Here is a 12,740-nt window from a genome sequence, read left to right as displayed (position 1 = left end):
ACCTTTGCACCCGTGAGGAAAAAAAATGTTATTCTTGAAAAAGTCCCTGTAAGCGCTTATGCAGCAGAGGGGAAGGCACTGGCCCGGATAGATGGCAAAGTGGTATTTATTGAAGGCGGCGTTGTACCGGGAGATGTGGTGGACGTACGTCTTGGTAAGAACAAAAAAGACTGGGCAGAGGGCAAGGCCATCCGTTTCCATTCTATAGCGTCTAACCGTGTTGACCCTTTCTGTGAACATTTTGGTAACTGTGGCGGCTGCAAATGGCAGATGCTGCCTTATTCCCTGCAGCTGGAATACAAACAACAGCAGGTGGCCGACAACCTGCAGCGTATCGGTAAACTGGAACTGCCGCCTATGCAACCCATCCTGGGCTCCCGGCATACCACGCATTACCGCAATAAACTTGAATTCACCTTCAGCAATAAAGCATACCTCCCTGCAGAGGAACTGAATGAAGATGGCAGCATTCCCCAGAAGAATGCGCTGGGCTTTCACGTACCGAAGCTGTTCGACAAGGTTCTCGACATCAATACCTGTTATCTGCAGGCAGAACCGGTCAACGCCATCCGGAACACCATCCGGGAATATGCGCTGGCCAACCAGCTCTCCTTTTATGACATCCGTGCCAAGGAAGGATGGCTGCGTAACCTGGTCATCAGGATCTGTACCACCGGTGAGGTAATGGTCAATCTCGTGATCCATCATGAGCATAAAAAGGACAGAGAAGCCCTGCTGGACCACCTGCTGGCTACTGTTCCCGGCATCACCTCCGTGTTGTATACGATCAATCCCAAGCTGAACGATACTATTTTCGACCTGGAACCGAAGGTCTACTTCGGAAAGGGATACGTGGAAGAGAAACTGGAAGATTTTACTTTTAAAATAGGTCCTAAATCCTTTTTCCAGACCAATACCTACCAGGGTGAGGCATTGTACCAGGTAACCAGAGAGTTTGCCGGATTAACAGGAACAGAAATTGTTTACGATCTCTATTGTGGTACAGGCAGTATTGGTATTTTTGTGTCCCGGCAGGCAGGCAAGGTAGTCGGTATAGAGCTGATAAAAGAGGCGATTGACGACGCTATTGAAAACGCTGCCCGCAACAACGTGAACAATGCACAATTCTTTGCCGGAGATGTAGTGGATATTTGCAATGACGCTTTCTTTGCCCAACACGGGCAACCAGATGTCGTGATCACAGACCCGCCAAGGGCCGGTATGCACGAAAAACTGGTCAACAAGCTACTCGAAATTGCTGCCCCCCGCATAGTATATGTAAGTTGTAACCCTGCTACACAGGCCAGGGACCTGGCGCTACTGGACGCTATGTACAGTGTCAAAAGGATACAACCGGTGGATATGTTCCCACATACACACCACATCGAAAACGTGGTGTTGCTAGAGAAAAGAATTAATCATTAAAGTATAAGGAGAAATGAGCGAGTTCAGGCCCGGCAGATTTGAAATACTCCCTACGGTGATCAAAAACCTACTGATCATCAATGGTTTGGTGTTCCTTGCGCAGAATACATTGGGGAGCAGCATCGGGAATAACAGGATTGACGATATTTTCGCGTTACACTACTGGGGGTCGGACCTCTTCAGGCCTCACCAGTTTATTACACACCTGTTCATGCACGCCACACTGGGGCATCTGTTCATGAACATGTTCACCCTCTGGATGTTTGGCGCTACGCTGGAAAACATCTGGGGGCCTAAACGCTTTCTGATCTTTTACATGGTATGTGGTCTGGGAGCTGCGCTTTGCCACATGGGCGTGCTGACCTACGAAAACGTCAATCTGGCGCATGATGTTAAGGCCTTCCTCAATGATCCTTCTATCTCTAATTTCAGAGTGCTGGATAATCATTATGACCTTGACTCAGGCACATTCCGGGCTGAAGGCACAAAGAATATATTCTACCAGTTCCCGCACGATCCCGGCGTCATAAACGATACCAAAGCGTTCATCCGCCAGTTTGCGCTGGAGTACCCGGACACGGCTACCCTTGGCGCCTCCGGTGCTGTATTCGGACTGCTGTTCGCATTTGGATACCTGTTTCCCAATAATCTCATTTACCTTTACTTCCTGTTCCCCTTAAAGGCAAAATACTTTGTAGGGATCCTCATCCTCCTGGAACTGTATTCTGGTATCCAGAACTCAGCCGGAGACAATGTAGCCCACTTCGCCCACCTCGGTGGAGTACTCTTCAGCTACCTGCTGCTCAGGATGTGGAACAGGCATAACCGCCGGCATTTTTATTAACATAAAAGATCTTGTGACATGATGCACGTTGAGGAAAGGAATACCACTCCCCTGTCCCTGGGAGAAGAAAAGAATATGGTTATCCAGCTTTTGCTGATAAATATTACCGTATTCGCGCTGCTGTTTTTCACAGAAGTCATCTACCGCATGGAAGGCAATCCGCTGGCCCGTTATCATGACGATGTATTGTCCCACCTGATGCTACGTGCCAGCTTTACAACACTACTGCACAATCCCTGGACACTCGTCACTGCCATGTTCGTTCATGACAGTTTCTGGATGATCGTCAGCAATATGATATGGCTGGCCTGCTTCGGCACCATGCTGCAAAATCATGCAGGCCGTCAGCGCGTACTGCCACTGTACCTCCTGAGCGGAATCGTAGGCGCCGTGTTTTATCTGTTGGGCATGCAATTCATACCATCTTTCCGGGAGCTGCAGCCATTTGCCAGCACAACGGGGGCTTCTGCGGCCATTATGGGCCTGGCCATCGGAGCAACTGTGGTGGCGCCCAGATACAGGCTACTACCTGACCTGCCGATTCCCTTCTGGATCATCACCCTTGTCTTCCTGTTCGTTAATTTCGGTACACATGTAGTTAACGGCCATGACCTGACCATGGTACCTTCTCTGATCGGCGGTGGTTTAACTGGTTTTTTATATATGCAGCAGTGGAAAAAAGGCAATGACCTCGGAGCAGGCTTTAACAAAACCCTGCACAGGATCACGCACCTGTTCCACCCGAAAACACATTTGCATATCGTCAAATAACATAAACGATATTTTATATTCAGGCCCTCCGGTATACTGTCATTCGTAGTTTCATCCGGAGGGCTTTTCTTTTTTCTTTCCGGATGCATTTCTGCACAAAACCTATTGCATACACAACGCATTCTCTTTTTGATGCAATACGGCGGATTGCTTACATCCTGGCACTATCAGCCTGCAGATCTGAGCTTATTCAATTTACGCCTGGAAAGGGTTTCCATATTTTCCTGAATGGCAAGCTTATCATTATAACGGATGAATTCATCATTTCTCCTATCTTTAAGCAAAAATGCGATAGGAGTTGAGATTTCTGAGGCTATTCACAAAAGGTTTCTTTCTAACGGTTAACACCATTGTAGTGCTCCTTTTTCTGGTAGCCTGCCTGGCTCCTTATGTATCTCCTGAACAATGGTGGCCTATCAGTTTTATCACCCTGCTTTTCCCATTGTTGCTGCTGATCCTGATACTCTTCTTTATCTGTTGGCTACTCTTCGATTTCAAATACTGTCTCTTACCCATGCTGCCGATACTGATCGGATGGAAGTCCATTTCCGCTTTCATTGCATTCAATTATCCTACAGCAGGGAAACAATTTGCCAATCCTGCCGGCAGCCTGACCATCATGAGCTATAATGTGGCTCAGTTTGGATTATATCGCGAAAAGGACAGCAAATACAACCGGGAGGCGATGTTTGCCCTGATCAAGAAACAGGAACTGGACCTTCTCTGCATACAGGATTTTTATACGTCTGAAAAGAAGAACGACTTCAATAACCGTGAGGACATTTCCCGGGAAATGAAACTGCCCTACCGTTTCTTTTCCAGCGACTTCAACCGGGATGGCATGCAGCATTGGGGCTCTATTATTTATTCGCGCTATCCTATCATAAAATCAGATAAGCTGAAACTGTCGCAGGGCCCCCTCAGCGAAAGCCTGATCTATGCAGATATTATAAGGGAGAGTGATACTTTCCGTGTTATTAATATGCACCTGGCCTCTTACCGGTTCAACGAAAGGGATTACCGTTCCATAGAAAAGATCAGGAAACAGGAAGATACCGGCCTGGTGGCCACCCGCAACATTGTTCAGAAAATGCGCGACGCCTATGTAGGCCGCAGCAGACAGGCCGATATTGTGGCTGCATTTGTCAAGACAAGCCCCTACCCGGTCATCCTGTGCGGGGACTTCAATGATACACCGGCATCTTACACATACTTCACTATCAGAGGGCCCTTACAGGATGCCTTCCTGAGAAAGGGCAGTGGTATCGGCCGGACTTATGCAGGACTGGCCCCGACCTTGAGAATAGACTACATATTTGCAGACAAATCATTCAGAGTCAATTCATTCCGAATGATTAACTCCGGCCTTTCCGATCATTATCCCGTGATCGCCAATCTTAGTCCCTCGCGGTAATGTCACTCACGAAACAATAATTATCTTTGCAATCCTAACAAAAGGAAGTGTAGCTTACACTCTCTGAAATTTTCTGATATGTCTGAGCTTAAAATATACAATTCGCTACATCGGCAAAAGGAAGTATTCACATCTCTCTATCCCGGACATGTCGGTATGTATGTATGTGGTCCTACCGTATCGGGGGAATCACACCTGGGTCATGCCCGCCCGTATATCACTTTTGACGTTGTTTACCGGTACCTTCAGTATCTCGGTTATAAGGTACGCTATGTAAGGAATATCACAGATGCCGGCCACTTTGAGGAAGAAGGCCGTGAGGCGGAAGATAAGATCGCCAAACGCGCCCAGCTGGAAAAGATGGAACCTATGGAACTGGTACAGAAATATACCAACCTGTTCCACTGGGCATTTCATCGCTTCAACTGTCTGGAACCCAGTATAGAACCCACCGCTACCGGTCATATCATTGAGCAGATCGAAATGATCAAAACGATCATGGAAAAAGGCTATGCCTATGAAAGGAATGGCTCTGTATACTTTGATGTGAAGAAGTACGCCGAAACCCATGACTATGGCATTCTGAGCGGACGTGTACTGGAAGACATGCTGGAAAGCTCCAACCGTGAGCTGGAAAATCAGGAAGAAAAAATAAATAATGTGGACTTTGCCCTCTGGAAAAACGCCCCGCCCGAGCACCTTATGCGCTGGCCCAGCCCATGGGGTGAAGGTTTCCCCGGATGGCATATTGAGTGTTCTGCCATGAGCAGCAAATACCTCGGTAAACAGTTCGATATTCACGGCGGAGGTATGGACCTACAATTCCCTCACCATGAGTGCGAAATAGCACAAAGTGAGATCGCCCATGGCGAACTGATGGCCCGTTACTGGATGCACAACAACATGATCACCATTAACGGTCGTAAGATGGGTAAAGCTTATAACAATACCATCAAGCTGACAGAACTCTTTACCGGCAATCACCATTTGCTGGAAAGAGGCTACAGCCCAATGACCATTCGCTTCTTCGTATTACAAACGCATTACCGCAGTACGCTTGATTTTTCCAATGAAGCCCTGCAGGCGGCAGAGAAGGGGTTACACCGTTTATGGTCAGCTTACGAAGTACTACAGAAACTCACTTATACTCCGGCAAACGGCCAGCCGGTAAATGAAGAACTGGATAAACAGGTTCGCGATTGGTGCCATGAATGCCACGAGTTCCTCAACGATGACTTCAATACGGCCAAAGTACTGGCGAATTTATTTGAACTGGCCCCTGTGATCAATTCCATAAAGGGTGGGCAAGTGAAAATGCACGAGCTGAGTGAAGAAACATTCCAGTTGTTACAAAAGACCTGGAGCACCTTCCTCATCGAAATACTGGGCCTGCAACCAGAAACACTTAACACTGACAACAGTAAGCTGGATGGCGTAATACAACTGCTTATTGAAATGCGTAAAGAGGCAAAAAGCCGCAAGGACTATGCTGCCTCCGACAAGATCCGCAATCAGCTGTTAGCTGTAGGTATACAACTGAAAGATGAAAAAGATGGTAGTATGACCTACTCCATACAGTAAAGCCGTTATGATCAAACAGCCACTTGTTAATATGTACAAAATACTCAGCATTGCTGCAGGCCTCGCATTGTTCGCGCTTGCCTGTAAGCAACCGGCCAAAACCAACCAGCAGGAAGACGCCAATAACGCACAGCAGGCGGCTGCATCTAATGTAAAAGTACCTGTGTTTGCCGTAGACAGCGCATATGCCTATACTGCCAAACAGGTAAGCTTCGGCCCCCGTATTCCAAATACGCCTGCCCAGAAAAAATGTGCAGACTGGCTGATCGCTCAATTGAAACCACTGGCAGATACCGTGTATGTACAACGTACGAATGTGATTGGTCCAAAGAAAGTATCACTTCCTTGTATCAATATCATCGCCAGTTTTAATCCGGCGGCTACACAGCGTATCCTGCTGCTTTCCCACTGGGATACCCGCCCGTACGCAGACCAGGACGCCTTCGATAAAACAAAGCAACTGGATGGTGCCGACGATGGCGCCAGTGGTGTAGGTGTACTGCTGGAAACAGCCCGTCAGCTTCATGCGCAAAAACCACAGGCAGGTATTGATATATTGCTGACAGACGTGGAAGACTCGGGAGTGAGCGAAGAGGAAAATAGCTTCTGTTTAGGTACACAATACTGGGCGAGAAATCCGCACGTAAGAGGTTATAAAGCGAACTACGGTATCCTGCTCGATATGGTTGGCGGCCGTGCTTCACAGTTCTATATGGAAGCGGGCTCCCAGCAGTATGCATATGGTCCGATGAAGATGTTCTGGGACGTAGCTAACCGCCTGGGATATTCCGATTACTTCCGCTATGAGAATATCGGCGCCGGCATCACTGACGATCATGTTTATGTCAATACTATAGCTAACATTCCTACTTTTGATGTTATTGCGCTACAGCCGAACGGTAACTTTGTTCCACACTGGCATACTACCAACGACAACATGACTGTGATCGACAAACGCACTTTACAGGTAGTAGGACAAACTATTCTTGAAGTTATTTATAAGCAACCTTTCGAATACTAAATAATTCCGAAGTAGCCTTCCGGCAATGCTCCTGGTGATGCAAAATTTAATACCTTGCTTCATCAGGAGCATTCCTTTTTTATCAAGGTGTATTTTTTAATCGTGATCTATGAAACAATCCGCTGAAGAACATCTGGTACATCTCAGTAAAGACAAAAAACTTGCGGCTATAATGGCCAATCCTCTGCCAGCGTTGACGAAGCGTAAGAATATTGCGTTAAGGCTGATAGCATCCATTATGAGCCAGCAACTGAGTGTGAAGGTCGCCACTGTGATCTATGAACGCTTCCTGGCATTGTACGGCGGAGAGGAACCTTCTCCACAGCAAATCGTGGATACGCCGGCGCCCACGCTAAGGGCTATAGGTCTTTCGAATGCCAAAGTGAGCTACGTACACAATGTGGCACGCTTTGCGGTAGAAGAGCAACTGACAGACAAACAGCTGGAGAAAATGCCGGATGAGGAAGTGATCAAATATCTCACACAGATCAAGGGTGTGGGCAGATGGACGGTGGAGATGCTGCTCATGTTCTATCTGGGGCGGGAAGATGTCTTTGCCATTGATGACTGGGGCTTACAGCAGGCGATGATTAAGATCTACAAACTCGATAACACGGATAAGAAAGCTTTTAAGGAAAAACTACTGAAGATCTCTGGTAAATGGTCTCCTTACAGAACTTACGCGTGCCGTTATTTATGGGCCTGGAAGGATATGAAGCCAACGGCGTAACCATAAAGCTTGACCATGAGAATGGTACAAAAAAATATCCCCGCCCAGGAGAAGGCAGGGATTTACGTTAATACTAACTAACCCAATGCTTATATCTAAAACTAAAACAACTCTTTTTTAAGGCGGTAGTGCCTGACTTACCTCTCTGAAAAGTGACAGTACTTCACCAGGCGGCGCCTATTACATGCACCACTACTCTTCATCCTGTACCTTCGAGACAGTAATATTTAATCAGGCCTGCGCTTGTTGCTCTGCCAGTTTCGCCTTGATCTTGCCTTCAATTTCTGCTGCCACTTCAGGGTTATCAAGCAGCAATTGTTTCACGGCATCGCGGCCCTGGCCCAGCTTGTTGGTATCATAACTGAACCAGCTGCCGCTTTTCTGGATGACGCCGTATTCAACACCCATATCGATAATTTCACCCATCTTGGAAATACCTAATCCAAAGATGATATCGAATTCAGCCTGGCGGAAGGGAGGTGCAACTTTGTTCTTTACTACTTTTACTTTTACGCGGTTACCCACAGCTTCATCACCATCCTTGATCTGGGTCATACGACGAATGTCCAAACGCACAGAAGCGTAGAATTTGAGCGCGTTACCACCGGTAGTAGTCTCCGGATTACCAAACATCACTCCTATCTTTTCACGCAGCTGGTTAATAAATATGCAGCAGCAATTTGTTTTTGAAATGGTAGCGGTCAGTTTACGCAGCGCCTGAGACATCAAACGTGCCTGTAAACCCATTTTGCTTTCACCCATCTCTCCTTCCAGTTCACCTTTTGGTACCAGGGCGGCAACAGAGTCAACCACCACCACGTCCACGGCTCCGGACAGGATCAGACGGTCTGCAATTTCCAGGGCCTGCTCACCATGGTCAGGCTGGGAAATCAGCAGTGCGTCCACATCTACACCCAGTCTCTGGGCATAGGAGCTGTCAAACGCGTGCTCCGCATCTATGATAGCGCAGATACCACCCTTCTTCTGGGCTTCTGCAATTGTATGAATAGCTACTGTTGTCTTACCGGAAGACTCTGGTCCATAAATCTCAATGATCCTTCCTTTAGGAAAACCACCGATACCGAGCGCAATATCCAGCCCCAGGGAGCCTGTTGATATTACTTCCATCGGCTCTGTGCCTTTCTCTCCCATCATCATCACGGATCCCTTACCGAAATCCTTCTCAATCTTGTCCATTGTAAGGCGCAGCGCCTTGAGTTTGTCAGTATTGGCTGTAGACATATTAGTAAGTGTTTTTTACAAATTTAATGGTGTGCTAAGTTATGATCTAATTTTCTATTATCCTAAAATTTTTAGCATTTTGGCCATAAATACTAAATGTTGTAGTAAATAGAATCAACCTTTCACATTTATTGTTATGCTGTTATTATAAGTTTAAGGGCTAACGCACAACAGAAGCATATGTCAATGTTCAAATAACACTACAAAGATGAGCAGGCTTTACGCACTGGATGTGCGTAGTCAAAAAAAGTTTTTTTCAGGCTGTTTTTAGCCTGCTATGCCATATGCTATCAGCTGTGAGAGAATACCCAGTATAAAGCCGGTATAGATTTCCGCCGGGGTATGGGCCCCCAGTATAAGACGGGCGGTACCCACGATTCCTGAGATCAGGAAAGCGATCATCAGCGCGAGGCTGATATTCATATTTAACCCGGTCATCAGCATCAGCAGGAAACCGATCACACCTCCCCACCCTATCGTATGCATACTGATCTTCACATAGGTATTGGCCACCATACCGATCACAATGGCAATAAAAACACCCAGGAAGAATGCATTGAAGAAAGGAGGCGCTACGCCCTGACGCTTAAAGGCAAAATAAGTCCAGAAGTAGAAAGTAGTACAGGCTACATAAGGAATGATACGGTCTTTCTGTGACCGTAACTGAAATGACGTTACAAAACCCAGCGCCTTACACAAGGCTACCACAAACAGTGGCAGGAACAATGTGGTAAACAGCACCCTGATATACAGCAGGTCAAACGGATACCGGATACTCTCCTGTTTGAACAGGACAAAGTACTCGGGCATGGCATTCACCAGCAGCACTGTTACCAGTATTGGCAGGAATAAGGGATGCGACAGGTAAGAGATCACTTCAGCGACCTTCTGCAATGCAGGTGAAAATACCGGCTTGTCCTGCCGGGAATTATCCGTTGTGGGTATGATTACTTGTTCCATTCACAGTTTCCGTCACTTTTAAGGCAGGACGGCCGCCAGGTCATTAAAGTTCTTTCCTCAGCCTCGCCACCGGAATGTTCAGCTGCTCACGGTATTTAGCTACTGTACGGCGGGCAATGTTGTATCCCTTGTCCTGCAGCATCTTCGTCAGGTTCTCGTCGCTGAGCGGTTTCCGCTTATTTTCTCCCTCTATCAGATCAGATAGAATCTTTTTCACCTCACGGGTGGAAACTTCTTCCCCGCTATCGGTTGAAAGCGATTCACTGAAGAAGAATTTCAGCTTGAAAGTACCAAACTCCGTCTGCACATATTTACTGTTAGCCACACGGCTGACAGTAGAAATATCCAGCTGGGTGATATCGGCAATGTCTTTCAGGATCATTGGGCGCATGGTCGTCTCATCTCCTGTCAGGAAGAACTCCCGCTGGTAGGACATGATGGATTCCATTGTTGACAGCAGGGTATGCTGCCGTTGCTTGATTGCGTCAATAAACCATTTGGCTGCGTCAATCTTTTGTTTGATGAACAACACAGCTTCTTTCTGACGCTTATCTTTTTTGTCTCCCCTGTCATATTCTTTCAGCATGTCCCTGTATCCCTCGGAAATGCGAAGGTCAGGAGCATTCTTGGAGTTCAGCGTCAGTTCCAGCTTACCGTTGTTATTCAGGATAAAGAAGTCTGGCACCACATAACTTTCGGCCTTGTTCAGGGTGGCAAAGTTCCCCCCTGGTTTTGGCGTCAGCCTGATAATCTGCCCGATAGCTTCCTTCAGGCCTTCGTCATTCATATTCAGGCCCTTCTGGATCTTCTCGTAATGCTTCTTGGTAAATTCGTCAAAGTAGTTCTCCAGTATCTGGTAGGCGCCTAACACACCCGGATCATCCTGTGGCTTGCGTTTCAATTGCAGCAACAGGCATTCCTTCAGGTCAGTGGCCGCCACGCCCGGAGGATCAAAATCCTGGATTTTGCGGATCAGGTCCCTGATCTCATCCTCATCTGTCACAACATTCTGAGAAAAAGATAGGTCATCCACGATCGCACTCACTTCACGCCGCAGGTAACCATCATCGTCAATGCTGCCGATGATCTGTTCTGCAATGCTATTCTGCCGGTCGTCCAGTTCCAGCATGCCCAGCTGGCCGAGAAGATGCTCATGAAACGATGTTTCCACCCTCACCGGGATCGTTTTGTTCTCATCCTGGTCCGGATAGTTATCGTCCCTTAGTTTATAGTCGGCTATATCATCGTCTCCCTCGCTTACATACTCAGATATATCAATATTGTCGTATTCGTTCTCACTGCCATCAGGTTCAAACTCGTCATCTCCTTCCTCGGTATCTGCACTGTTAAATTCCTCCTGAGGATCCTTAAATTCATCTTCATGCGCCTCTTCCCCGTATTCCAGGGCAGGGTTTTCCTCCAGCTCTTCCTTGATACGCTCTTCAAGTACAGCTGTAGGAACCTGCAGCAGTTTCATCAGCTGAATCTGCTGCGGCGACAATTTCTGTAATAGCTTCTGCTGTTGTGTCTGCTTTAACATAGTCTAATCCTATCCAAGGGCAAAATTAATAAACAATAGTTTTTACTAATCCTCTATCTCATCCGGTGAAACCACTCTCACCACCGTATATTCCTGTACGGGAGTATCAAAATCCAATTCCAGTTGTTCGTCGGGCAACAATCTAAATGATTTTCTATGAAATGGCGTATCGCCATGTTCACGGATTGCATCCCGATGTTGTTGTGTAGGATATCCTTTATTCTCCAGCCATCCAAAATGAGGGTATTGCTCATGCAGTTGCTGCATATATTCATCCCTGTAGGTTTTCGCCAGTATGGAAGCTGCTGCTATGGAGGCATATATGCCATCGCCCTTTATTATACAGGCATGAGGAATATTTCCATAAGGTACAAAGCGATTCCCATCCACTAATATATAACCAGGTTGCTGCTTCAGTTGTTCCAGCGCCAGGTGCATGGCCCTGAAAGAGGCCTGGAGAATGTTGATCCTGTCAATCTCCACGTTATCCACGCTGGCCACCGCATAGGCAATCGCTTCTCTTTCTACTACAATACGCAGTTTTTCCCGGTCTGCAGCCTTCAGCTGCTTAGAATCATTCAACAACTTATTCCTGAATCTGGGCGGTAATATCACCGCTGCAGCAAACACAGGACCGGCGAGGCATCCCCTTCCGGCTTCATCACAGCCGGCTTCAAAAGCGATATCTTTTTGGTGATAAGAACGTAACAAGGCTTTTTAGTATGATCTTTGCGGTAAAGGTAGGGAATTTCATTTCTTATCCCTACCGGAATAATTCCTTGAAATCCGCTTTAAACTCCTTCCACTCCCTGTCCGTTTTTTTCATCAGGGTATCAATATCATTCCGGGTACTATCCCAGGCGTCGGCACTGCTGTTTTTTAACGCGTCAAGTTTACCGTCTATCTGATCTCTCAGTTTCTCAAGTTTAGTCCTGGCCTTTTTGTTTTTTTCAGAGCCGTCATCTTTCAGCTCTTCCAGTTTAACATCTATTTCACGTCTGCGTTCTTCAAGCCGGATCCGTAAACTGTCCCGCTGTGCTTCCATATATTCCCCGGCTTTTTCCGCCGCTTCCCTGACATCCTGTCCAATTTTCTCCACACCTTCCTTCAGCTCTTCTTTTTTTTCTTCCGTCCGGCTGTTTTCCTGACATGCCAGGAAAGCCAGTGCTGTCAACAGCAGCAGTATTCTTTTCATAAGTAGGCTTTTAAAGT

At 47.0% G+C, this 12,740-nt stretch carries 12 protein-coding genes; 7 read left to right on the top strand and 5 right to left on the bottom strand.

The annotated features are described in order from the left end of the window. Window positions 1-12: 12 nt before the first annotated feature. The 7 genes from rlmD to L3C95_RS03840 all read left to right on the top strand — a co-directional run bounded on the left by rlmD (window position 13) and on the right by L3C95_RS03840 (window position 7,786). Window positions 13-1,425, top strand: coding sequence for a 23S rRNA (uracil(1939)-C(5))-methyltransferase RlmD (rlmD, locus tag L3C95_RS03870; protein ID WP_236385383.1), 1,413 nt, complete (start codon window positions 13-15; stop codon window positions 1,423-1,425). A gap of 13 nt (window positions 1,426-1,438) precedes the next feature. After that, on the top strand, window positions 1,439-2,269 hold the full coding sequence (locus L3C95_RS03865) for a rhomboid family intramembrane serine protease (protein WP_236385382.1): 831 nt from the start codon (window positions 1,439-1,441) through the stop codon (window positions 2,267-2,269). Window positions 2,270-2,287: 18 nt separating this feature from the next. Next, entirely contained in the window at window positions 2,288-3,040 is a 753-nt protein-coding gene (locus tag L3C95_RS03860; RefSeq protein ID WP_236385381.1) for a rhomboid family intramembrane serine protease, read from the top strand. Window positions 3,041-3,338: 298 nt separating this feature from the next. Continuing rightward, on the top strand, window positions 3,339-4,454 hold the full coding sequence (locus tag L3C95_RS03855) for an endonuclease/exonuclease/phosphatase family protein (RefSeq protein WP_236385379.1): 1,116 nt from the start codon (window positions 3,339-3,341) through the stop codon (window positions 4,452-4,454). A 78-nt stretch (window positions 4,455-4,532) separates the two neighbouring features. Beyond that, window positions 4,533-6,035, top strand: coding sequence for a cysteine--tRNA ligase (cysS, locus tag L3C95_RS03850; RefSeq protein ID WP_236385377.1), 1,503 nt, complete (start codon window positions 4,533-4,535; stop codon window positions 6,033-6,035). Window positions 6,036-6,066: 31 nt separating this feature from the next. Beyond that, on the top strand, window positions 6,067-7,056 hold the full coding sequence (locus L3C95_RS03845) for a M28 family peptidase (protein ID WP_236385376.1): 990 nt from the start codon (window positions 6,067-6,069) through the stop codon (window positions 7,054-7,056). 109 nt (window positions 7,057-7,165) lie between these two features. Next, window positions 7,166-7,786: a DNA-3-methyladenine glycosylase family protein gene (locus tag L3C95_RS03840; protein ID WP_236385375.1), complete on the top strand. Its 621-nt coding sequence runs from the start codon at window positions 7,166-7,168 to the stop codon at window positions 7,784-7,786. A 231-nt stretch (window positions 7,787-8,017) separates the two neighbouring features. On the opposite strand, the gene recA is transcribed toward L3C95_RS03840, so the two are convergent. From recA to L3C95_RS03815, 5 genes are all read right to left on the bottom strand, one after another. After that, the gene (gene recA / locus L3C95_RS03835; RefSeq protein WP_236385374.1) at window positions 8,018-9,028 is read right to left on the bottom strand and encodes a recombinase RecA; all 1,011 of its coding nucleotides are present in this window, start codon (window positions 9,026-9,028) and stop codon (window positions 8,018-8,020) included. A 267-nt stretch (window positions 9,029-9,295) separates the two neighbouring features. Beyond that, on the bottom strand, window positions 9,296-9,988 hold the full coding sequence (locus tag L3C95_RS03830) for a phosphatase PAP2 family protein (RefSeq protein ID WP_236385373.1): 693 nt from the start codon (window positions 9,986-9,988) through the stop codon (window positions 9,296-9,298). Window positions 9,989-10,031: 43 nt separating this feature from the next. Further along, window positions 10,032-11,528 (bottom strand): RNA polymerase factor sigma-54, encoded by a 1,497-nt coding sequence (gene rpoN / locus L3C95_RS03825; protein ID WP_236385372.1) that lies wholly within the window; start codon window positions 11,526-11,528, stop codon window positions 10,032-10,034. 45 nt (window positions 11,529-11,573) lie between these two features. Next, on the bottom strand, window positions 11,574-12,239 hold the full coding sequence (locus tag L3C95_RS03820) for a ribonuclease HII (RefSeq protein ID WP_236385371.1): 666 nt from the start codon (window positions 12,237-12,239) through the stop codon (window positions 11,574-11,576). A gap of 52 nt (window positions 12,240-12,291) precedes the next feature. Further along, complete coding sequence (locus L3C95_RS03815) at window positions 12,292-12,723, bottom strand: hypothetical protein (protein WP_236385370.1); 432 nt, start codon at window positions 12,721-12,723, stop codon at window positions 12,292-12,294. Window positions 12,724-12,740 lie beyond the last annotated feature (17 nt).

Source organism: Chitinophaga filiformis, assembly GCF_021646545.1.
GTDB lineage: Bacteria > Bacteroidota > Bacteroidia > Chitinophagales > Chitinophagaceae > Chitinophaga > Chitinophaga filiformis_A.
Note: the sequence above shows the minus strand (reverse complement) of the source record. Positions and strands in the feature narration are given on the sequence as shown.